Origin of the sequence: Nocardioides sp. Iso805N (assembly GCF_000364605.1) — a bacterium.
Taxonomy (GTDB): Bacteria; Actinomycetota; Actinomycetes; order Propionibacteriales; family Nocardioidaceae; genus Nocardioides.
Genome location: NZ_KB822577.1, coordinates 393,735 through 414,590 on the forward strand (window position 1 = coordinate 393,735; position 20,856 = coordinate 414,590).

The 20,856-nt window shown below is 70.4% G+C and carries 19 protein-coding genes; 4 read left to right on the forward strand and 15 right to left on the reverse strand.

The features are described from left to right. Nucleotides 1–27: 27 nt before the first annotated feature. The 14 genes from H036_RS0109510 to H036_RS24360 form a co-directional block, all read right to left on the reverse strand. Complete coding sequence (locus H036_RS0109510; protein ID WP_017934556.1) at nucleotides 28–1,578, reverse strand: GMC family oxidoreductase; 1,551 nt, start codon at nucleotides 1,576–1,578, stop codon at nucleotides 28–30. Further along, nucleotides 1,578–3,023 carry an aldehyde dehydrogenase family protein gene (locus tag H036_RS0109515; RefSeq protein ID WP_017934557.1) on the reverse strand — a complete coding sequence of 482 codons (1,446 nt, stop codon included), beginning with the start codon at nucleotides 3,021–3,023 and terminating at the stop codon, nucleotides 1,578–1,580. Before H036_RS0109515 ends, H036_RS0109510 begins: the two co-directional genes overlap by 1 nt. 97 nt (nucleotides 3,024–3,120) lie before the next feature. Continuing rightward, nucleotides 3,121–4,332, reverse strand: a complete 1,212-nt coding sequence (locus tag H036_RS0109520; protein ID WP_017934558.1) for a flavin reductase — start codon at nucleotides 4,330–4,332, stop codon at nucleotides 3,121–3,123. A 50-nt stretch (nucleotides 4,333–4,382) separates the two neighbouring features. Further along, nucleotides 4,383–5,489: an ABC transporter permease gene (locus tag H036_RS0109525; protein WP_017934559.1), complete on the reverse strand. Its 1,107-nt coding sequence runs from the start codon at nucleotides 5,487–5,489 to the stop codon at nucleotides 4,383–4,385. Nucleotides 5,490–5,504: 15 nt separating this feature from the next. Further along, nucleotides 5,505–7,046, reverse strand: coding sequence for a sugar ABC transporter ATP-binding protein (locus H036_RS0109530; protein WP_017934560.1), 1,542 nt, complete (start codon nucleotides 7,044–7,046; stop codon nucleotides 5,505–5,507). Next, the gene (locus tag H036_RS0109535; RefSeq protein WP_017934561.1) at nucleotides 7,043–8,227 is read right to left on the reverse strand and encodes a sugar ABC transporter substrate-binding protein; all 1,185 of its coding nucleotides are present in this window, start codon (nucleotides 8,225–8,227) and stop codon (nucleotides 7,043–7,045) included. The genes H036_RS0109530 and H036_RS0109535 overlap by 4 nt, the downstream gene beginning before the upstream one ends. A 180-nt stretch (nucleotides 8,228–8,407) precedes the next feature. Then, nucleotides 8,408–8,845 carry a GlcG/HbpS family heme-binding protein gene (locus H036_RS0109540; RefSeq protein WP_017934562.1) on the reverse strand — a complete coding sequence of 146 codons (438 nt, stop codon included), beginning with the start codon at nucleotides 8,843–8,845 and terminating at the stop codon, nucleotides 8,408–8,410. Beyond that, complete coding sequence (locus tag H036_RS0109545) at nucleotides 8,845–10,011, reverse strand: acyl-CoA dehydrogenase family protein (protein WP_017934563.1); 1,167 nt, start codon at nucleotides 10,009–10,011, stop codon at nucleotides 8,845–8,847. Before H036_RS0109545 ends, H036_RS0109540 begins: the two co-directional genes overlap by 1 nt. Before the next feature lie 166 nt (nucleotides 10,012–10,177). Beyond that, nucleotides 10,178–11,014, reverse strand: a complete 837-nt coding sequence (locus tag H036_RS0109550; protein ID WP_017934564.1) for an IclR family transcriptional regulator — start codon at nucleotides 11,012–11,014, stop codon at nucleotides 10,178–10,180. Between the two features lie 111 nt (nucleotides 11,015–11,125). Continuing rightward, nucleotides 11,126–12,331 carry a flavin reductase family protein gene (locus tag H036_RS22345; protein WP_017934565.1) on the reverse strand — a complete coding sequence of 402 codons (1,206 nt, stop codon included), beginning with the start codon at nucleotides 12,329–12,331 and terminating at the stop codon, nucleotides 11,126–11,128. Between the two features lie 19 nt (nucleotides 12,332–12,350). Then, nucleotides 12,351–13,184 carry an alpha/beta fold hydrolase gene (locus H036_RS0109560; RefSeq protein WP_017934566.1) on the reverse strand — a complete coding sequence of 278 codons (834 nt, stop codon included), beginning with the start codon at nucleotides 13,182–13,184 and terminating at the stop codon, nucleotides 12,351–12,353. 105 nt (nucleotides 13,185–13,289) lie between these two features. Beyond that, nucleotides 13,290–14,624 (reverse strand): MmgE/PrpD family protein, encoded by a 1,335-nt coding sequence (locus tag H036_RS22350; protein WP_017934567.1) that lies wholly within the window; start codon nucleotides 14,622–14,624, stop codon nucleotides 13,290–13,292. Beyond that, nucleotides 14,621–15,505, reverse strand: coding sequence for a fumarylacetoacetate hydrolase family protein (locus tag H036_RS0109570; RefSeq protein ID WP_017934568.1), 885 nt, complete (start codon nucleotides 15,503–15,505; stop codon nucleotides 14,621–14,623). The genes H036_RS22350 and H036_RS0109570 overlap by 4 nt, the downstream gene beginning before the upstream one ends. 19 nt (nucleotides 15,506–15,524) lie before the next feature. Continuing rightward, the gene (locus tag H036_RS24360; protein ID WP_017934569.1) at nucleotides 15,525–16,088 is read right to left on the reverse strand and encodes a carboxymuconolactone decarboxylase family protein; all 564 of its coding nucleotides are present in this window, start codon (nucleotides 16,086–16,088) and stop codon (nucleotides 15,525–15,527) included. A 187-nt stretch (nucleotides 16,089–16,275) separates the two neighbouring features. Between H036_RS24360 and H036_RS0109580 the strand changes: the two genes are divergently transcribed. Continuing rightward, nucleotides 16,276–17,436 carry a sugar ABC transporter substrate-binding protein gene (locus H036_RS0109580; protein ID WP_017934570.1) on the forward strand — a complete coding sequence of 387 codons (1,161 nt, stop codon included), beginning with the start codon at nucleotides 16,276–16,278 and terminating at the stop codon, nucleotides 17,434–17,436. A gap of 121 nt (nucleotides 17,437–17,557) precedes the next feature. Here the strand turns inward: H036_RS0109580 and H036_RS0109585 are convergent, their stop codons facing one another. Next, nucleotides 17,558–18,472: a PaaI family thioesterase gene (locus H036_RS0109585; RefSeq protein ID WP_017934571.1), complete on the reverse strand. Its 915-nt coding sequence runs from the start codon at nucleotides 18,470–18,472 to the stop codon at nucleotides 17,558–17,560. A 143-nt stretch (nucleotides 18,473–18,615) separates the two neighbouring features. Between H036_RS0109585 and H036_RS22360 the strand changes: the two genes are divergently transcribed. The 3 genes from H036_RS22360 to H036_RS0109600 all read left to right on the forward strand — a co-directional run bounded on the left by H036_RS22360 (nucleotide 18,616) and on the right by H036_RS0109600 (nucleotide 20,855). Continuing rightward, the gene (locus H036_RS22360; protein ID WP_081615501.1) at nucleotides 18,616–19,386 is read left to right on the forward strand and encodes an IclR family transcriptional regulator; all 771 of its coding nucleotides are present in this window, start codon (nucleotides 18,616–18,618) and stop codon (nucleotides 19,384–19,386) included. A 10-nt stretch (nucleotides 19,387–19,396) separates the two neighbouring features. Then, nucleotides 19,397–19,777 (forward strand): RidA family protein, encoded by a 381-nt coding sequence (locus H036_RS0109595; RefSeq protein ID WP_026145922.1) that lies wholly within the window; start codon nucleotides 19,397–19,399, stop codon nucleotides 19,775–19,777. Nucleotides 19,778–19,865: 88 nt separating this feature from the next. Next, nucleotides 19,866–20,855 (forward strand): hypothetical protein, encoded by a 990-nt coding sequence (locus tag H036_RS0109600; protein ID WP_017934574.1) that lies wholly within the window; start codon nucleotides 19,866–19,868, stop codon nucleotides 20,853–20,855. Nucleotide 20,856: the final 1 nt, after the last annotated feature.

Here is a 20,856-nt window from a genome sequence, read left to right on the forward strand (position 1 = left end):
GCTGTGCCGCGATGTGGCATGGGTCGCTCAGCGGTCGGCCAGGATCAGCTCGCTGGCCCTCTCGGCGATCGCGATCACGGTCAGATGCAGGTTGGCGCTGACCACCTTCGGGATGATCGAGGCGTCGACGACGCGCAGGCCGTCGAGTCCGAGGAGGCGGCAGCGCGGGTCGACCACGGCGGCCGGGTCGTCGGGCTGGCCCATCCGGGCGGTCGAGCAGGCGTGGACGACGTCCTTGACCTGGGCCATGATCTCGGCGCGGGTGCGCGGACCCCAGGGGTCGCCGACCATGAGCTTGCGGAACTCCGGGCGGCCCAGGAAGTCCCAGGCCCGGTCGAGGCCCTCCTTCATCCGGGCGTAGTCGGTCGGGTCGGAGAGCAGGTCGTGCTCCAGGACCGGGTCGACGCTCGGGTCGGCCGAGGGCAGGGTGAGCCGGCCCCGGGTCCAGGCCTCGTTGAGCTGGACCGCCAGTCCGGAGTTCTGGTTGCCGAACCAGTAGTTGTGGTTCGTGCCGAGGATGACCACGTCGTTGGGCTGCGTGCCGGGCAGGGCGGACGAGAACCGGATCGTGGTGTTGGTCGCGCGCAGGTCCTCGGCATAGAAGCGGTCCTCGGTCGGGACGAAGTCGATCGCGCAGATCGCGTGGTCCTGCATGCCCTCACCCACGGGCAGGTCGGCGACGGTGGTGACCCCGAGCCGGGCGAGTTCGGCGCTCGGGCCGATGCCGCTGCGCAGCAGGATCGGCGGGGTGTGCACCGCACCGGCCGAGAGGATGACCTCCCCGCCGGGAGCGGCGTCCACGGTCGTGCCGTCGACCAGGCGTACGCCGACGGCTCGCCCGTCCCTGATCACCACCAAGTCGACCTGGCTGTTGCCCCGGATGGTGAGGTTGGCACGGCCGCGAGCGGGGTCCAGGTAGCCGATGTTCGTCGAGACCCGCAAGCCGTCGGCGGTGTTGTTGCTCGGATAGCGCGACAGGCCGGTGCTACCCGGCTCGTTGTAGTCGTCGTGCTCCGCGCAGCCGTCCTGCTTGCCGCACTCGTACAGCGCGCGGTCGACGTCGCCCCAGCCCTGCTCCGGCTCGCGCCAGATCGGGATGGGCCCGTCACCCCCGTGCCACGGCTTGTCGCCGTACGTGAGGTCCGACTCGAGCTTGCACAGCGACGGCAGGAAGTCGTCCCAGCCCCACCCGGTGGCGCCCATCGCGGCCCAGCCGTCGATGTCGGCCGGCTCCGGGCGGACGGCGACCATGCCGTTGACCGTCGAGCTGCCACCGGCACCCTTGCCGCGGATGTAGGGCAGGGCCTGACGGTCGGGCGTACGACGAGCGGTCACGCCCGTCCAGTAGTACTCCGGCAGGCGCATCGCGCCCATGGTCTGCTCGAGCCCGGTCTCCAGGACCCGGCGCCGGAAGAACTCGGGCGTCTGGGAGCCGGGGTACTCCAGGCCCGCCTCGAGCAGCAGCACCCGCACGGCCGGGTCGGCGCTGAGCCGGTTGGCCAGGACGGAGCCGCCGGCACCGGCGCCGACGATGATGTAGTCGAAGTCGTGCAGCGCGTCGAAGTCCTGCGTGCTCATCAGGCCACCGACTCGGTCGTCGACTCGGCGGCGGGGACGGTGACGGTGCGCAGCTCGGTGAACCCGAGCAGGCCCGCCAGGCCGCTCTCGCGACCGATGCCGCTCTGCCGCATGCCGCCGAACGGTATTCCGGGATCGACGCCGGCATGCTTGTTGATCCACACCGAGCCGCCGACAAGGCGACGGCCCACCTCCTCGCCGCGCGCCGGATCGCTGGTCCACACCGATGCCGACAGGCCGTACGGCGTGCCGTTGGCGCGGGTGATCGCGTCCTCGAGGTCGTCGTACACCAGGACGGGGAGCGCCGGACCGAACTGCTCCTCGGCGACGAGCCGGTCGGAGTCGGAAAGGCCGGTGACGATGGTGGGGGCGTAGAAGCAGCCCGGCCGGTCGAGGCGGTGGCCGCCGGCCCGGATCTGGCCGCCGTGGGCGCGGGCGTCCTCGACGAGCTCCTCGACCCGATCGCGCTGGGCCGCGGTGGTGAGCGGGCCGACGGCGACGTCGGGCTCGAAGGGCGCTCCGACCACGACGGCCGAGGCGATCGCCGCGAGTCGCTCGACCACGGCGTCGTACTTGCTCCGGTGGACGTAGAGGCGCTTGATCGCCTGACACACCTGGCCGCTGAGCATGAACGCCGAGCGGAACAGCGGTTCGGCCACGACGTCGGGATCCGCGTCGTCGAGCACGATCGCCGCGTCATTGCCACCGAGCTCGAGGGTGACCCGCTTCAGGGTGGGTGCGGCCGCGGCCATGATCGCCTTGCCGGTCTCCACCGAGCCGGTGAACGAGATCAGGTCGATGCCGGGGTGGCTGGTGATCGCGCGACCGAGCTCGTCACCGCCGGGCAGGATGTTGACCACACCGGCCGGCAGCGCCTCGGCGACGAGCTCGCCGAGGCGCAGCGTCGCCAGCGGGGTGAACGGGCTGGGCTTGAGCACGATGGTGTTGCCGACCCGGACCGCCGCTGCGAGCTTGTGCGCGGCCATCACGAGCGGGGCGTTCCACGGCACGATGGCGGCGGCGACACCGACCGGCACGTGCTCGGCGACGGTGCGCGCTCCGCTCGCGTCGGGCAGCTCGTAGGTCGGCACCTCGGCGTCGGCCACCCAGCGCACGTGGTGTGCGGCACCTCTGGCCTCGAAGCCCCCGGCCATCGCAGGGTGGCCCGTCTCGACGGCGACGATCTCGGCGAGCTCCTTCTCGTGGGCCTCGATCAGGTCGGCGAGGCGGCGCAGCGCCGTACGCCTCGCCTCCTCGTCGCCCGCCCAGACCGGCTGTGCTCGGCGGGCTGCCTCGACAGCGCGGTCGAGCTCGGCCGGGCCGCAGTCGGGGAGGGAGGCGATCACCTCGCCGGTGGCCGGGGCAACGACGTCGAACGTCGCCGCCGCACCGACCATCTGGCCGTCGATGAGGGCACGCGCGGGAATCGTGGAACGGTCTGCCATGGCCATGCTCCTTGCAGGTGGGAGTGTGATCGCGACCACAGTCGAAGTGAGCCGGCGGCTTGACCAGTCATTCGTGCCGCGGAGCGGCATGCGAGGTTCAGGCGTCGGCGAGGAGCGCAGTGGGCTGCGGTACGGAGAGCCGCTCGGCTACGACCCGGGCGGCTTCCTGGAGACGCTCGATCCACTGCAGCACGTCGTGGCCGCTGGCCTGCCGGGGCGTGTTGGCCAAGCGCAGCGCGATCTGGACGATGCCCATCGGTCCCTGGACGGGCACGACGACGGAGTGCAGGTCGTAGGTGCCGTCGGGGTTGATGTCGGGCTCGTAGAGATGTGCCTGCTCCCGGATGAGGGTGCGGAACCGGCGCTCATGCTCGGGCAGCCGATCCGGCGATGAGTAGTCGCGCGCGGCGGTGAACATCTCCCAGTCGGAGTGCGGGCCGCGCAGGGAGAGCGAGTACCCGCGCTCCCGGACCCGCTCGAGCTGGGCGACATACGTCGCTTGGGTCTCCTCGTCGGCCTGCGGGATCCGCGAGAGCCAGGCGTTGATCGCCACTGAGCCGAGATTGGAGATGAACACGGAGCCCAGCGGCGGGACGAGGGGGACGTGGAAGCCGAGCGAGACATTGCTGGGCACGGCGGCCCGGCTCGCCAACGCGACGAAGACGGAGTCCTCCCCGACCGGCGCCATGACGCTGCACTCGGCACCGAGCTCGTCGGCGACCGCCTCGATCTGGTCGCGGGCGAATTCGGCCAGCCGGATGCTGTGGATGAGGTCGGGATCCGCCCCGGCGACCAGCGAGGGAAGCGAGAACCGGCCGTAGCCGCCCTGGAAGAAGAGCAGCGGCAGAGCGGGCTTGACCACGTCGACGGCGCCGACGCGGCCGAGCACGATGTAGTGGTCCCCGGCCTCCACGATCGACTCGTAGGTGCAGTCGATCCAGGCGACGACGTCATCGAGCACGGGCGCGCCGCTGGGCGCCGCCTGCCAGCCGATACCGGCGAACTTGTCGACGCCCCCGGCGGCGAAGCGGCGGCACAGCTGCTCCTGGTCGGCGGAGAGCACGTTGACGCAGAACGAGTCGGCCGCGCGCAGCAGCTCGAAGGTCCCGGACGTCTTCTGCGGCATGAACGCCACCAGCGGCGGGTTCAGGGAGACCGAGGTGAACGAGCCGACGATCATGCCGATCGGCCCGTGCTCCTCGGTGACCGCCGTGATGGCGGCGACCCCGGTGGGATAGTGCCCGAGGGTCTCGCGGAAGTGACGCGGCTCGATCACCGGACCCGAGGTCTCCGGAGTTGTCTCAGTCATCGCGCTTCCTTCGCTTGGAGGGTCCATTCGTACCGGAGAGATGTTCCCGGTCAAGCGACCTTCGTGGAACGGTCCCGGATCACCTTCGCGAGGGCGACCGCGACGACCAGACCTGCGCCGTAGAACACATTCTGTATCCAGCCCGAGTATCCGAGCAGCTGGAGGCCGAAGATGCCCGTCTCCAGGAAGTAGATCGCGACCATGGTGCCAATGGCGTTGAAGGAGCCGGGCTGGATGACAGCGGTGCCGAGGAAGACCGCGGCCAGCGCGGGCAGCAGGAACGTCATCGAGGTGGAGCTGTCGAACCCGCCGACGGTCGCGACCAGGATCAGGCCGGCGAGGCCGGCCAACAGCGAGCCGACGACGTACGACGCGAAGCGGATCCGGTTGACTCGGATGCCTGCCAGCCGGGCGACCTCGCGGTTCGCGCCGACGAAGACGATGGCGCGCCCGATCGGGGTCCAGGCGATGACGTAGGCGATGAGCAGCGCCAGGACGATGCCGTAGTAGAACGAGATCGGCATGCCGAAGATCGGCTGGATCGACAGCTTGGCCAGCCCGGTGCTCTGCACCGAGACGACCTGCGTGTGCGAGATCGCCTGCGCCACGCCGATGAGGAGCGTCCCCATGCCGAGGGTCACCACGAAGGACGACACGTTCATGATCACCACGAAGAACGCGTTCACCAGGCCGGCCACGGCGGCGATGGCGACACCGATGATGCAAGCCAAAGGCAGCGGAACGCCGTGCTGGGTGGCAAGCACCGGGATCGCCGTGGCCGTGATGCCCATGACGGAGGCGACCGAGAGGTCGATCTCACCGGCGACGGAGGTGACGAGCACCGACATCGCGAGGAAGACCTGGACCTGCTGGGAGCCGAAGATCGACGAGAACGTCGCGTGGCTGGCGAACAGGCTCGGCTCGCGTATCCAGTAGTAGCCGGCCATGAGCACCCAGACGAGGACGAGCGCGTAGCGAGCCATCCCGACCCGGAGCCACGCGGGGGTCGCGCGCTTCATCTTCTCGGAGGTGGCGCCGCCGCCCGCGCCCTGCCGGTCGGCCGGTACGTCCTCGACGAGGTGGCTCGAGGTCTGCTCGTCGGAGACGAGCCCCTGAAAGCCGTCGTTTCCGGTGTGGACGGTGGACTGGTCAGACATGGGGTGCTCCGTTGCCTAGGACGCGGTGGCCGGGATGGGGGCGGACTCGGCGACGGAGTAGACCGCGTCGAGTACGTCGTCGGGGTTGTCGGTCCGCAGCTCGACGGGCTTGCGGCCCGGGTGGATCACGAGGATGCGGTCGCAGGTCTCCACCAGGTCGGTGGGCTCGGTGCTGATCAGCAGTACGCCCCTGCCGGTGGCGGCGGTCGTGCAGATCGCGCCGAGCAGGTCGGCGCGGGCACCGACGTCGACGGCCTGGGTGGGCTCGTGAAGGATCAGGAGGGACGGCTCGGTCGAGAGCCACTTGGCGAACAGCACCTTCTGCTGGTTGCCGCCGCTGAGCTCGCGGACCAGGTCCTCGCCGCCACGGGCCTTGATGTCGAAGCGCTTGATCGAGTCCTCGGTCAGCGAGTCCTGCCAGCCCTTGGCCACGAACCACGGCTTGCCCAGTCGGTTGATGCTGGGCAGAGCGAGGTTGTCGCGGATGCTCAGGTCGACCGCCAGGCCCTCGTCGATGCGGCGCTCGGGCACGACGGCGACGCCGATGCCCATGCACTGCTCGACGCTGGTCCTCCTGAGGTCGACGCGACCTGCGTCGGTCACCAGCGTGCCCGAGCAGCGCCGGCTGCCGCCGAGGAAGTACGGCAGCTGCTCGAAGCCCGTGCCCGGCAGGCCGGTGATGCCCACGATCTCGCCCTCACGGATGACGATGTCGAGCGGCTCGTGGCCGCCCATGAGCTGGAGCTGGTTGATTTGGGCGACGACCTTGGCCTTGGTCTCGCACTCGCGGTCGCGTGAGACCGCGTTGACGGTCTTGCCGAGCATCAGCCGGGCCAGGTCGGCCTCGGTGAGCGACGTCGTCGGCACACCGGCGCCTGCGACCTTGCCGTCGCGCAGGACCGTCACCTTGTCGCTGACGCCGAGCACCTCCTCGAGGCTGTGGCTCACCATCAGGATGGAGGTGCCGCTCGCGGCGACGCGCTTCATCAGGTCGTGCACGTGCGCGAGCTCGCTGCGGGGCAGTGAACGGGTGGCCTCGTCCAGCAGGAGCAGGCCCTCGCCGGGTACGACGCCGCGCAGCGCACGGGCGATGGCGACCGCCGCCCGGTGGGATGCGGGCAGCGTGTCCACCAGGGCGAGCGGGTCGATGTCCAGCTGCAGCCGCTCGAGGGTCTCCCGAGCGGCCTGCGCCTGGCGCTTCCAGTTGATCCTGCCGGTCCACCGGTTGCAGACGAAGTTGCCCACCCCGATGTTCTCGCTCACGGTCAGGTGCCCGATCAGCCCCATGTCCTGGTGGACGACCGCGAGGCCGGCTGCCTGGGCAGCCCGCCACTGGACGGGAAGCGAGAGCGGCTTCCCGTCCACGGCGAGCTCCATGCCGCGGTCCGGGGCGTGATAGCCGGTCAGGATCTTCACCAGCGTGGACTTCCCGGAGCCGTTCTGTCCGACGAGAGCGTGGATCTCACCCGGCTCCACCACGAGGTGAGCGTCGTCCAGCACCGTGGCGGCGCCGTACGTCTTGCTCGCGTGGCGTGCCTCGAGCCGCGGCGAGGTCACTTCGAGCCCCAGGCCGTGTAGAACGCCTGCTCGAAGGAGTCGTCGCCGAACCAGTGGTTGGTGAAGTACTCGTCCTCGCTGAGCTTGATGTTCTTGACGTTGTTCTTGGAGATGTCGCGGGTCACGTTGACCAGCGGGTCGACCTTCTGGCCGCCGGCGAGCTGCATGAGACCGTTGACCATCGCATAGCCGTTGTAGAGGACCGGGGCGGCGAAGTCGTGCGACTGTCCGGTGCCCGAGGCGATCCGCTGCAGACCCGAGAGGTCACCACCGGTGGAGATGATCGTGACCTTCTGGGCGTAGCCGGCGCTCTGGATCCCCTGGAGCGCCTGGGGGGCGAGCGTGTCGACCGGGAGGACGACGACGTTGGTCTTCGGGTTGCGGACCAGGAGCGAGCTCAGCGTGGACGGCACCTTGTCGGAGTTGGCGGTGCTGTAGCGGGCCAGCTGGAAGCCGCAGCTCGGGCAGACCTCCTTGAAGCGCTTCTCGCCGGCGTCCGCCTGGGCGATCGTGTCGGCGCTGTCGGTCTGGCCGAGCCAGATGACGTTGGTGTCCTTGCCCTTCTCGGCGATGGCCGCGTCCGCCTCGTGCTGCGAGAGCGTCTGCAGGCTCGTGCCGAACGAGAAGAAGTCGATACCCGCGGGGTAGGTCTTGCCCTTCTCCGGGGTGTCGCCCGCGATCAGGACCTTCACGCCGGCCTTGGCCGCGGCGTCGAAGCCGGTGCCGTCCATCGGGTAGGCGACGAACATGCTGATGACGGCGAAGTCCTTCTGCGAGGCCGCCTGCTGGAGGCAGGAGGCGACCTGCGTCGGGTTGATCTTGCCGTCGCACATCGTGACCGTGGCGCCCTGGTGCTCGAGGGCCTGCTTGGCGCCGAGGGCCATGCCGTGCATGACCGGAATGGTGTCGCCGAGCGGGATGACCATCACCGTCTTGCCGGTGAAGTCGACCGGCTTGGTGACCGGTGCGACGGCGGGCCAGTTGGTGATCGGCTTCTCGAGCTGCGCGATCGTGTCCTTCGCCTGCTGGATCGCGGAGTCGGAGACGCCGGCGCCGCCACCGCCGGTGGCGCTGTCGCTGGAGCCGCTTCCGCACGCCGCGAGGGCGATGGCGGCGACGGATACAACGGCGGCGGTCCCGAGCAGCCGTGCGCGGCGTGCGCGCTGAACTGGCTTCGACATTCTTCTGTCCTCTGTTTCGTGGCCGCCTTGCTTGCGGCCGTCACCTGACGCTGGACGATATGACTCAGGTCACATCGGTATATGTGGTGCAGGTCACGCTAGGAAGGATGGTGGCTCCCTTCCACCAGGGCGTCCCATAGAACGGCACACCCGGTTCGGGAGCAGGTGCGAGGTGGAGCCTCACGTGCTGCCCCGCGCACGAGTTTCTCCGTCCGCGCGCCGCTCGCAGGATGCGATCGCCGCGCGTGCTGCCGCCACGTCCTCCTCCGGGGTCGCGCCGCTGACGCCGAGCGCGCCGAGCAGCCCGCCCTCGTCGTAGAGGGGGAGGCCGCCGGGGAGGTCGGTCGGCGGCTCCGGGAGCTGGGCGCCGGCCAGGCGCAGGACCTCCGGGTGGGCGGCACGCATCGCGGCGAGGTCGCCGGAGGGCCGGCCGAACCATGCGGCCGTCCTCGCCTTGACGTGGGCGACGCCGATCGTGAGCCAGGTGGCGCCGTCCATCCGCGCCGCGGCCACCTCGTGACCACGCGCGTCGACGACGGCCGCCGAGAGCCGCAGCGCATGCTCGTCGCCGTACGCCTGCACGGCGGCCAGGAGGGACTCGGCCTGTGCCAGGCGCATTAGTAGCGGACGCCGGGAGGGACGTCGAGGCCGAACAGGTTGCGCCCGTAGCCCTCGTACGTCAGCTCGGCGGCGTTGTTGGCGTGGTTCTGGGCGGCGTGCATGTCGCGGAAGAACCGCTGGAACGGCTGGTCGCGCCGCAGGGCGGCGCCGCCGGCGTGGAGGAAGAGCTGGTCGACGGCGTTCGTCGCGCGTCGTACCGAGCGGACCTGGTCACGCCGGGTCTGGAGCCGGGCCGAGGCGGGGATGTCGAGGCCCTTCTCGGCGAGCTTGTAGATCTCGTTGATGCCGTTGAGGAACTGCACCCGGCTGGCAGCGATGTCGGCGCTCGCCTCGCCCAGGGTGACCAGCTGGTGGGGGTTGCTGGACGCGGCCGATCCCTTGGAGTCGACGCGACTGCCGGCATAGTCGACGAAGGTCCGCAGTGCGCCGTGCGCGATCGCGAGGCTGCCACAGGCGATGATGCCGGAGAACATGATCGCGAACGGCATCCGGTAGAGGGCGGTGTCGCGGCCGCGCTCGGCCAGGTTGAGCGGGAGCTCCTCAGGCGAGATCACTCGCTCGGCGGGGATGAACATGTCGGTGATGACCACGTCCTTGCTGCCGGTGCCCTCGAGGCCGATGACCTGCCAGGAGTCCTCGACGATCTCGTAGTCGCTGCGCGGCAGGATGATGTGGCGACCGGCCGTCGGGCCGGCGACCCTGCCGTCGGCGTCGGTGATCAGGGCGCCGAGGATGATCCACGAGCAGTGGTCGGTGCCCGACGAGAAGGACCAGCGGCCGTTGCAGACGTAGCCGCCGTCGACCGGCTTGAGCCGGCCCATCGGCGCGTACGGTGAAGCGATCCAGGTGTCGGGGTCCTCGCCCCACACCTGCTCCTGCACCGACGGGGCGACCTGCGCCATCTCCCAGGGGTGTACGCCGACCACGCCGGCGACCCAGCCGATCGAGCCGGCGCGCGTGCCGATGTCGAGGACGGCCTCGAAGAACTCGACCGGGTGGGCCTCGTCGCCGCCGTACTCGCGGGGCTGGAGCATCTTGACGACGCCGGACCAGCGGAGCTTCTCCGCGGCCTCGTCGGTGAGCCGGCCGAGAGATTCGCACGCGGGGCCGTTGTCGTCCAGGAAGTCGCTGATCTTGGCGATGCGCTCGCGAACCTCGGTCACGTTGTACTCCCGTTCATCCACGGCCCGTACGGGGCCGGGCCGACGCTCGGCCACCCTGATGGTGCGACGTGCGTCACATCGGCGGCGATGGAGTCGTGCCGGGGAGTGAAACGCCCTCCGGAATCGGGGTGCGTGGGTCCGGGCGCGGATGTGGAGGAGTGACGACTCAACGGTCGGCGGTGCGCGCGGTGTCGAGGTCCCGGACGTGCGCGGCGTAGAGGGCCGAGATCTCGTTGGCGGCCCCGTGGACCCTCGCCGCGAGGACGGCCGGGTCGAACCGGCCGGTGGAGCCCGACGTGGAGATCGCCGCGATCGCCCGGCCACGCCAGATGATCGGCGCCGCGACGCACGTCAGCCCGAGCGCGGACTCCTCGCGGTCGAAGGCCACGCCGTGCTGGCGCACCTGAGCGAGCTCCTGGACGAAGAGTCCCGGGGCGGCGATGGAGTGCCGTGTGCGCCGTTGGAGGCCCTGCTGCAGGATCTTCTCGATCACCGCCTTGTGCCCGAACGGCAGCATCGCCTTACCGAGCGCCGAGCAGGATGCCGGGATCCGGCCGCCGACGACGGTCGGGACCCGCACCGCGGTGTTGCCCTGGATCTTGTCGACGTACATGACGTCCGTGTCGTCGAGCACGGCCAGGTGCACCACGGTCCGGCTGCTCGCGAAGAGGTCGGAGAGGAACGGCGCAGCGATGCTGCGCAGGTCACCTGGCGTGCACATCGACACGCAGTTGCCGAGCTCGAACACGTGTTGATCGAGGCGGTAGTCGGTGCCGCGCCGGTTAAGGAAGCCGCTGGCGGCGAGCTGGTTGAGCAGTCGGAACGCGGTCGACTTCGGCAACCCGGTCGCGCGCGCCAGATCGCTCACGCCAGCTACCGGGCCGATGCGGCGGAACGCGTCGAGAAGGGTGAGCGCCTTCGTCACCGAGGTGGCCGCGCTGTCGCGACCCTCCCGCGGCATAGACACCTCGTGCTGATCCATCGACATCTCGACTGCCGTCACGCCGTGCTCCTTCGTGGACGCCGTCCAACTTTCCACGTCAGTGTGACCACCATCACCTGATCCGGGAAGGGGATCGGCCAAGGTTGTGCCGGTATGTGGCACGGGTGCCGCTCAGCCGGCCTGCTCCAGGCCGGTGTCGATCGCCCGGAAGATGCGACTGACGCCCTCGGCCGCAGACACCCGGCGGGCGGCGGCGGTCAGCTCCTCGATCCAGCCGAGCACCTCGGTCGCCTCGGCCTGCTGCGGCAGCTGGCAGACGCGCAGCACGAGCTGGACGTCGCCCTCGGGTCCGAAGACCGGCGCCACGATGGACTGGACGTCGTACCGCTGTCCCGGCACGAGGTCGACGGGCTCGTACTGCTGGGCGGCCTCGGTGATCCGCGCCTCGATCCGGCGGGCGCGCTCCGGGGTGAGGTCGGCGGAGGCGTAGGCGCGCAGATCGGCGTAGAAGTCGCCCTCGGGGCGACTGCCGGTCATCGCCATCGCCCAGCCGCGCGCGCGCGCGACCTCGAGCCGACGCCGGTAGGCCGCCTTGAGGTCCTCGTCGGCGGGCCGGATCTGGTCGAGCCAGGCATGGACCGCCTCCTGGCTCTGCCATGCGACATGGAGCTCGCCCAGCGGCGGCCGGAGCGGCACCCGGGCGCCCGGCGGGGGATCGACCGGTCGACCGGGTGCGCCGGTGGCACCGACGACCACGAGGTCGCCGCCGGCCGCCGCCAGCGCCGATGCCTGGGCGTCGAGACGGTGGGCGAGCTGCTCGAGCTCGCCGCGTGCCGCCTCCGCGAGGCGTACGCCGGTGATCAGGTCGCGCTCGGGCAGCGCCACCAGGGACTTCGGCGTGAACCGGCCGTAGCCGCCCTGGAAGAACAGCAGCGGCTGGACGGGCCGGTCCACCGCCAGGTCGGTGATGCGGCCGAGGACGAGGTAGTGGTCACCAGCCTCGCTGATGTCGTACGTCGTGCACTCGATCCAGCCGACCGTGCCCTCGAGGAGCGGTGCGCCGCCGGGGGAGCGGGACCAGGCCACGCCATGGAAGTCACGGGGCCCGGAAGCGAACCGTCGGCACAGGTCCTCCTGGTCGCCGGCCAGGATGTTGACGCAGAACGACTCCGCGGTGCGGATCCGCTCGAAGGTGCGCGAGGAGCGCATCGGGAGGTAGGCGATGAGCGGCGGGTCGAGCGAGACCGAGCTGAAGGAGCCGATCGTCATGCCGATCGGCTGCCCGGCGGCATCGGCCGCGGTGATCACCACGACGCCGGTGGGGTAGTGCCCGAGCACTTCTCGGAACCGGCCGTCGTCGAGCAGCAGCTGACTCATCGCCGTACCTCCGTCCGCGTCAGTTGTTGATGAAGTCAGCGACGACGCGGTTGAACTCAGCCGCGTGCTCGACCTGCGCCCAGTGACCACACCTGTTGATCACGTACAGCCGGCTGTCGGGGATCAGCGCGTTCAGCTTGAGCCCGTTCTCCAGATGCACCACCCGGTCGTCGCGACCGTGGATCAGCAGTGCTGGGACGGGGATCCCCGCAAGCAGGTCCTCGGTCGGGAAGTCGCGGGCGGGGCGCGGTCCGGCCAGGAAGTTGGTGGCGTGCTCCGGGTGGCGCAGGACGGCGTCCAGCCGTGCCTGAGCGCGAGCGTCGCGCTGGTCGCCGGAGTCGTAGCTCATCACGTCGACGAGCTCACGCATGGTCTCCATGCTTGGTTCGCGGTAGCCCTTGAGCAGGATCTTGATCCCCTCGGTCGGGCCGTCGCCGGCCCCGAAGAGCTTCACGCCGCTGGCGCCGGCGCCCATGGTGATCAGGTGCGACTGGCGCTCCGGGTGCTCCACCGCGAAGCGGATCGTGGTGGCGCCGCCCATCGAGTTGCCGACGAACGCGGCCTTCTCCAGGCCCAGCTCGTCCATGAACTCCAGGGCGGACTGGACGTGGTTGCGATCCTCCGCCTTGACCGGGTCGGAGTCACCCCAGCCGGGCATGTCGGGGGCGTAGCAGGTGAACTGCTCCGCCAGCTCGACGATGTTGGGGCCGAAGTTGCTCCACCCCGTCGCGCCGGGGCCGCTGCCGTGCAGCAGGATGACGGGGTGGCCGGAGCCGGCGACGTTGTACTTGACCTTGCCCGAAGGCAGGCTGACGTACTCCGTCGTGCCCTCGTCGGTGAGTTCGAGCGCCATGAAGACGTCCTCTCGTCGGTGCTGGAAGTGGGTGTCCTCCCACCTTGCTGTGGCGAGGGACACACGGATAGCCGCTGGTTCCACGGACCGGCACAACCGCCGGGCTCAGTGGGCGAGGACGTCCTGGAGCCAGCCGAGGTCGGAGTCGTACGGCGCGGCCTTCAGCCGACCGAGCAGGGTCGAGGACTCCGAGGACGCCCAGCCGGCGAAGGTGAGCGCGGCGGCGAACTTGACGTCGAGGTGGGCGTCCGACAGCGGGTCACCGGCGTCGCCGTACGTCACCGTCGTCGTCTCGCGTCGGACGGTGCCGTCGGTGAGCGTGACCTCGACCCAGGTGTGCGGGCCGGGGCCGGCCGGCTGTCGGCGGTCGAGGGTGAAGGCGCCCATGAGACGGCGGACCTCCGGATCGTGCACGGCCTCGTCGGTGAAGTCGGCCAGCGTCGGAGCGCCGGAGACGAGCGCCCGCACGACGGTGTAGTCGAGGTTGAACTTCCCCTCGAGCCCCGTCGCCGGCGGGTGCAGCTGCAACGGGCTCGTCGACGTCCCCGGCACCGACACCGTCACCGAGGCCACCTCGGCCGGGTCTACGCCGAGCCGCAGCGCCGCGTCGATCGACCGATGCGTCGCGAAGCAGGACGGATAGCGCTTGAGGGCCCAGTCCTCGACCCACGCGTGCTCCCAGTGCGCGAGCCGCGCAGGCAGCACCGACAGGTCCGACGCTGAGCCGTAGAGCGCGAAGAAGCCCTTCGGCGCCTCGAGCTGGTGGGCGTGGGACGTGAAGCCGCGCCGCGCCAGCTTCACGGCGATCACCGCATCACGGGCGGCCTCGCCGGCGTGCAGGGGCTTGGTCATGGTGCCGAAGTTCGACAACGCGCCGGCCACCGAGGAGGACACGATGCCCAGCGCGAAGCGGGTCTGCTGCTCGTCGAGCCGGTGCAGGTGGGCCAGCGCGGCGACCGCCGCGAGCCGGCCGCTGGTGGAGGTGTTGTGCCAGCCGCGACCGTAGTGGACGTCGATCGGGAGGACCTCGGAGACCGCGCGGAAGACGGCTGAGCCGACGTCGTAGGCGTGGACGAGGTCGTCCCCGGAGGCCGACGTGGTCGCCAGCCCGGCCAGGATCGCGGGCAGGAGTACGGCGCCCGGGTGCATCGGGATCGAGGGCACCGCGTCGTCCCAGTCGAGGGCGTGGGCGGTGGTGCCGTTGACCAGCGCCGCCTGCGAGGGGCCGACGCGCAGCGACGTGCCCCAGATCCGCGCCGGCCCGGACGTCTGCTCGGAGGCGACCCAGTCGAGCAGGATGCGGCTGGCGTCCTCCGAGACCCCCGCGATGGCCACGGCGCAGGTGTCGAGCAGCACCCGCGCCACGGCGCCGGCTGTCGGCGAGACGCCGGTACGCCGGGCCACGATGAAGTCGGCGAGGTCCTGGGTGGCACCGCTCATCGGAAGGTGTGTTCGAGCTCGCCGATGCCCTTGACCCAGGTGCGCAGCGTCTCGCCGGACCGCAGGAAGCGCGGTGGGTTCATGCCGAGGCCGACACCGTCCGGGGTGCCGGTGAAGACTACGTCGCCCGGCCTCAGGGTGATGACCTCGGAGAGCTTGGCGATGGTGCGCGGGATGGAGAAGATCAGCTTGGAGGTACGGCCGTCCTGGACGGTGTCCCACTCCTGGCCCGAGCCGATGGCGCAGCCGAGGGCGAGGTCGTCGCGGTCGTGCCCGGCCGTCTCGAGCTCGTCCACCGTGACCAGCCATGGTCCGATCGGGGCGAACTTGGGGAACGACTTGGCCAGTCCGAACTGGGGTGCGGGGCCGGCCATCTGCGAGACGCGCTCGGAGAGGTCCTGACCGACGGCGAGGCCGGCGACGTAGTCCCAGGCGGAGTCCTCGCTGACCTGGTGGCACTCGCGGGCGATGATCGCGACGACCTCGACCTCCCAGTCGGTGTTGCCGCCCGGTGGCAGAGTCACCTCGCCGTAGGGGCCGGTGATCGCGGAGGGGAACTTGGTGAACACCGGCGGCAGGGTCGTGGGGACCTCGTAGCCGGTCTCGGCGGCGTGGTCGGCGTAGTTGAGGCCGATGGCCGCGACCTGGGAGGGGTACGGCGAGGGCGAGCCGAGCAGGGCGCGGTCGAGGACGACGTCCGGCGAGAGACCGGTCAGGGCAGTGCGGACCCACGTCGTGAAGCCGTCCCAGTCGGCGTAGAGGCTGGCGAGGTCGGGGCCGAAGCGGCCCTGAGAAGCGGTGGCGATGTCGGCAGCCTTGCCGCCGTCGGGACCGCCGGAGAGGACGAGTACGGCGCGGCCGTCGTGGTTTGCGAGACGCATGGTCTGTTCCTTGCTGGACTCAGTGGGAGGGCATGGGGATCGGCAGCACGTCGCCGCCCGGCTTGGGCTCGATCTCGAACACGTTGTTGATGGCGGCGATGTACTGGTACTGCCCGACGGTGCCCGTCAGCTCGACGACCCAGCGCTCGCCATGGCGCTCGGTCAGCGCGTCGAAACGGGCCTGCGAGACCCGGTTGGTGCGCAGCAGCTCACGGACGAACTCGATGATGTGACGCTCGTCCTCCTCGAGGTCGTCGGTTGACAGGCCGTCGCGGATCGCGGTGATCGCCTCCTCGCGCACGCCGTGGTCGCGGGCGATCGAGGTGTGGGTGGCCCACTCGTAGGACGCGTCCTTCTCCCGCGACGTCGAGAGCAGCGCGAGCTCGCGCTCGGCCATCGTCAGCTCGGAGCCGAGCCGCACCTGGGCGCCGGCCTTGCAGACCTTCTCGGCCAGGCCGGGGCTGTGGAGCAGGACGCCGAAGGGCCCGCCGACGCGGCCGAGCACGCCCATGATGCTGTCGTACTCCTCGAAGCGGTCCGGGCTGAGCTGCTCCTTGGCGATGATGAGCTCGATGCGGGGCATGGGTGTCCTTTCGTCACCGCGACGCTAACCAGCGCAGCGTCGTGGCGAGGCTTTGCTCTCACTGGGCGAGAGCAGCCGCACGCGGGGACGCACGCATTTCTAGCGTGCGACGCAGATCACTGCTATTGCGCAGTGGCAACTCCTGGTCGCCGGTCGGATCCGGCGGCCACGTCGAAGGGACCACGTGATGCACACGTTCATCCACCCCCGTCGCCTCGGCACCGGCGCCGTCGTCGTGGTCGCCGCGTTCGCCCTGGCCGCGTGCGGCAGCGGTGGCTCGAGCACCGGCAGCGCGAAGTCCGCCTCCACGGTGGACACCGCCGCGGCCGCAGCCAACATCAAGAAGCTCGAGCAGCCGATCGAGGACTGGCCCGGCATCACGCCGATCAAGAACCCGGTCGACCTGAACGGCAAGAACGTCATGGTCGTCCCGCTGATCGCGGCGGTCCCGATCCTCAACGGCATGGCGACCGGCGCGAAGGAGGCGCTCGAGCACATGGGCGCCAAGGTGACGATCTGCGACGGCAAGGCGAGCCCCACCGGGGTCGACTCCTGCCTCAAGCAGGCCCAGGCCCAGAAGTACGCCGCCGTCATCACCAACTTCGTCGCGTTCCCGATGGACCCGAACGGGTTCACCGCTCTGGCGGACTCGGGCACCAAGATCCTGATCGCGGGCGACTCCCAGATCGCCGGCACGACCTACCCGAAGAACATCCAGTTCTTCGACAGCAGTGCGAGCCTGAAGCAGATCGGCACCGATGAGGCCGACGCCGCGGTCGCCGACAAGGGCGCGGACGCCAACGTCATCTGGCTCAGCCAGACCGACAACACCAACACGATCGCCCAGGGTGACGCCGGCGAGGCCCACTTCAAGGAGCTCTGCCCGAGCTGCGGCTTCGACCGGATCAAGTACGCGACGGCGGACGAGGACAAGCTGCCCTCGCAGGTCAGCGCCGCGCTGGTCTCGCACCCGAAGACCAACGAGATCGTACTGTCCGTCGACAGCATCGCCGCCCAGGTCCTGCAGGGCATCCAGAGCGCCGGCTTCAGCGGCAAGGTGAAGCTGATCGCCAACGGCTCCGACGTCGCCGGCCTCCAGCGGGTCGCCTCGGGTCAGGAGTCCGACGACTTCGGCGCATCGGCGTCGTACGACGGCTTCGCGCTCGCCAACGCCCTCGAGCAGGCGCTCGCCGGTGAGGCCGTCACCCCGGCGGTGAGCGTGACCCGCGACTTCACCAAGAACAACATCGGGAGCCTGAAGATCTCGGCCGACGAGTACGACACCCCCAACTGGTTCGGCAGTGACTCGTTCAAGAAGGAGTACTGGCAGGCCTGGGGCGGCAAGTGACCCGTCCCTGAGCAGAGGAGCCCTGGTCGGGCCGGTCGCACCTCCGGGTGTGACCGGCCCGGTTGCTTGCGGGCGCGAGGGAGCGACGGTTCGGGCGGTGGCTCAGGCGGTGGCGCCGCGCTCACGCCATGAACGAGAAGTGGGCCGAGGCGACGGTCGCGTCGTCGCGCTCGATGACGACGTCGACGAAGGTGACGCTGCGGCCGCGGCGCAGCACGGTCGCGGTGACGCGCAGCTCACCACCCGCAATGGCGCGCAGGAACTGCAGTGAGCCGTCGGCAAGATGCTGCTCGGGGCCGTCCCCGAGGGCGGCGGCACGGGTGGCGGCGATCGCGGCGAGGCCGTAGGTGGCACCGCCCTGCATGTTGCCGACCCGGTTGCCGAGGTGAGCCCCGGCGGTGAGGGTGCCGACGACGCGGCCAGTGCCGTCGGCGGTCCAGGTGACCTCGAGGAGCTCCTCCGCGAGCGGGAGGCCGGAGATCGCCGCGCGCTCGATGGCGGCGGTGGCGGTCGTGGTCACCTCGAGCTCGATGTCGGTGAGGGAATCCTGGAGCACCTCGACCGGCTCGGCGGCCCCGTCACGCTCCCAGGGCATCGGTACGACGGTGGATCCCGGCGCGACGGGGAGCACGACCATCCAGGCCCGTGCCGTGGCGACGAGCGTGCCGGCGGCGTCCTCGGCGTACGCCTCCACCAGGGCCCGCCGGCCGTGTGATCCGGTCCAGACCAGTCGGCTGCCGCAGGTGATCGCCCCGGCCGCTGGGAGGGCGACGCGCTGCAGCGAGAGCGACGACGTGGCGAGGCGGTGGCCGTTGCCGAGCGAGGCCCGAACGGCGTAACCGAGGCAGACGTCGGCCAGCGTCGCGAGCGTGGTGACGTCGGTGCCGCCCGTGGCGCGCAGCAGCGTGGTGCCTTCGGTGACGGGCACCGTGGAGACGCCGAGCATGCGCCCCCAGAAGTGCAGCCCGTCGGCCCGGGTGCGGGCGATCGCGGCGAGGGCGTCCGGATGGAGGGTGTCGGCACGGGAGGTGGTCACCGGCCGAGGCTAGAGATCCGGGGAAGGGTGCTGGGGGCGCCTGTGCCGCTTTATGGAACGAGGTTGCGGCGCTCCGGCGGCATCCGGCCCTGAATGTCCTGTAACGGCGACCACAACGGTCGCGGACTGAACGGGAGATCGCAATGACGCGAACGATGGAGGATCTCGACGCGGGGAGGCGGTCCGTGCTCGGGCGGGTCTTCGACATCCTGGACTGCTTCAGCGGCACCGAGCCCGACCAGTCGATCACCAGCCTCTGCGACCAGACCGGCCTCCCGGCCGCCACCGTCCACCGGCTCCTCGCCACGCTGGTCGAGTGGGGCGCCGTCGAGCGATCCGGCCGCGGGCAGTACCGCCTCGGCATGCGGCTGTGGCGGCTCGGCTGGGGCGTCCCCGAGGCCCGACAGGTCCGCGACGTCGCCCGCCCTCACATGGTGGATCTGTACGCCGCCACCCGTGAGGTCGTCGTCCTGGGTTCGCGCGACGGCGACGACCTGTTGCTCGTCGACCAGATCTCCGGCTCGACCTCCGCTCCGATCCAGACCCGCTCGGCCCGTCGCCGGCCCCTGGGCAGCTGCGCGGCCGGCCTCCTCTACCTGGCCCACATGTCGCCCGCGGAACTGAGCGTCCGGCTGGGCGAGTCCGGCCTCGGCCTGCCCGAGACGCTGCGGAGCGACGAGTTCCGGTTGCGACAGGTGCTCGGGGAGATCCGTCGCACCGGCATAGCGGCTACTCCCGACGGCAGCAGCCGCTGGCTGTCGGCGGCGGTGTTCAACGCTCAGGGTGAGCTGCGCTCGACGCTCTCCATGCTCATTCCCGAGGAGCGCGTCCAGCTCTCACGGCACTCCCAGCTCATCGGCCATGCCGCCCACGAGGTCTCCGCCGGCCTCGGTGCGCGCCGTTCTCAGCAGTGAGGTGAACCCGATGACCCGGCGCAGCATCCACGTCCCCGGCCTCGGCCACGGCGCCCAACCGATCCCGCTCGCCTCGGTGGTCGGCAACCTGATGGCCTCCGGCGGCATCTCGGGCAAGGACCCGGCTACGGGCACGTTCCCGGAGGACGCCGCCGCCGAGGTCGCCCAGGCGTTCGCCAACATGCGGGCGATCGTCGAGGCCGCCGGGGGCAGCCTCGACCAGGTCGTGAAGGTGACGGTCTTCGTGCCCGACCGCTCGATCCGCGAGCACCTCAACCCGGTCTGGGAGGAGTGCTTCCCCGACCCGGAGAGCCGGCCGGCGCGGCACACCCTCGAGGTGCCGCTCGTGGGCATGCGCCTGCAGCTCGAGGCCCTCGCCGTGCTCGCCTGAGAACCGCTCTTCCGGTGGATGCGAGGACGCGTACGCCGAGCCGGCCGGCCGCCGGATCCTGAGGTCATCGCGAACGGAAGGAAGCACCATGGCAGAGATCGTGGTCGGCGTCGCGGCGTCGCACTCGCCGCAGCTGAGCTCGGGAGTCGAGTGGTGGGAGAACCACGGTGAGCGGGACCGGAACAATCCCAAGCTCCTGGGGCGCGACGGTGAGTGGCACACCTACGACGAGCTCCTCGCCACGTCGGATGCCAAGGTGCTCGACGAGCTGACACCGGAGATCTTCCAGGACAAGTACGAGCGGACCCAGAGGGCCATTGCGGTCCTCACCGAGAAGCTCGCCGAGGCCAAGCCGGACGTCGTCGTCGTCATCGGTGACGACCAGTGGGAGATGTTCAAGGACGAGGGCATCCCCGCCTTCGCGCTCTACCACGGCGACGGGCTCTTCGACGAGAACCAGCGCGACCTCTCCAACCTGCCCGCCGGCATCCAGGCGGCGGCGTGGGCGGCCCACGTCGGCGACGAGCGCTCCTGGCACACGACCGACGGCAAGCTCGGCGCGCACATCACCAAGACGCTGTCCGAGAACGACTTCGACGTGCACTGGTTCAAGGAGCAGCGCGAGGACCGCACCCTCGGGCACGCGTTCACGTTCCCCCGCTATCGCCTCGGTCTCGACACCTCGATCCCGATCGTGCCGTTGTTCATCAACTGCTACTTCCCGCCGAACAACCCCAACCCCGCACGCTGCTTCGCCTTCGGCCAGGCCGTCCGTGAGGCCATCGAGTCCTGGGACGCCGACGTGCGGGTCGCCGTGATCACCTCGGGCGGACTGTCGCACTTCGTCGTCAACGAAGCGTTGGACCAGCAGGTCATCGGCGGTCTGCTCGCCGGCGACTGGGACTCCTTCGGCGACATCGAGCGCAAGCACATGCGCTCCGGCAGCGCCGAGATCCTCAACTGGATCGCCGCCGCCGGGATCCTCGAGAAGCAGACCGCCACCCTCGTCGACTACGTCCCCGGCTACCGCAGCCCGGCCGGCACCGGCACGGGTATGGCCTTCGCCTACTGGAAGTGAA

Excerpts from the sequence above, each read along its gene's own strand:
- H036_RS0109510 (WP_017934556.1), bottom strand. The coding sequence starts at position 1,578 with ATGAGCACGCAGGACTTCGACGCGCTGCACGACTTCGACTACATCATC.
- H036_RS0109515 (WP_017934557.1), bottom strand. The coding sequence starts at position 3,023 with ATGGCAGACCGTTCCACGATTCCCGCGCGTGCCCTCATCGACGGCCAG.
- H036_RS0109520 (WP_017934558.1), bottom strand. The coding sequence starts at position 4,332 with ATGACTGAGACAACTCCGGAGACCTCGGGTCCGGTGATCGAGCCGCGT.
- H036_RS0109525 (WP_017934559.1), bottom strand. The coding sequence starts at position 5,489 with ATGTCTGACCAGTCCACCGTCCACACCGGAAACGACGGCTTTCAGGGG.
- H036_RS0109535 (WP_017934561.1), bottom strand. The coding sequence starts at position 8,227 with ATGTCGAAGCCAGTTCAGCGCGCACGCCGCGCACGGCTGCTCGGGACC.
- H036_RS0109540 (WP_017934562.1), bottom strand. The coding sequence starts at position 8,845 with ATGCGCCTGGCACAGGCCGAGTCCCTCCTGGCCGCCGTGCAGGCGTAC.
- H036_RS22345 (WP_017934565.1), bottom strand. The coding sequence starts at position 12,331 with ATGAGTCAGCTGCTGCTCGACGACGGCCGGTTCCGAGAAGTGCTCGGG.
- H036_RS0109560 (WP_017934566.1), bottom strand. The coding sequence starts at position 13,184 with ATGGCGCTCGAACTCACCGACGAGGGCACGACGGAGTACGTCAGCCTG.
- H036_RS22350 (WP_017934567.1), bottom strand. The coding sequence starts at position 14,624 with ATGAGCGGTGCCACCCAGGACCTCGCCGACTTCATCGTGGCCCGGCGT.
- H036_RS0109570 (WP_017934568.1), bottom strand. The coding sequence starts at position 15,505 with ATGCGTCTCGCAAACCACGACGGCCGCGCCGTACTCGTCCTCTCCGGC.
- H036_RS24360 (WP_017934569.1), bottom strand. The coding sequence starts at position 16,088 with ATGCCCCGCATCGAGCTCATCATCGCCAAGGAGCAGCTCAGCCCGGAC.
- H036_RS0109580 (WP_017934570.1), top strand. The coding sequence starts at position 16,276 with ATGCACACGTTCATCCACCCCCGTCGCCTCGGCACCGGCGCCGTCGTC.
- H036_RS22360 (WP_081615501.1), top strand. The coding sequence starts at position 18,616 with ATGACGCGAACGATGGAGGATCTCGACGCGGGGAGGCGGTCCGTGCTC.
- H036_RS0109595 (WP_026145922.1), top strand. The coding sequence starts at position 19,397 with ATGACCCGGCGCAGCATCCACGTCCCCGGCCTCGGCCACGGCGCCCAA.
- H036_RS0109600 (WP_017934574.1), top strand. The coding sequence starts at position 19,866 with ATGGCAGAGATCGTGGTCGGCGTCGCGGCGTCGCACTCGCCGCAGCTG.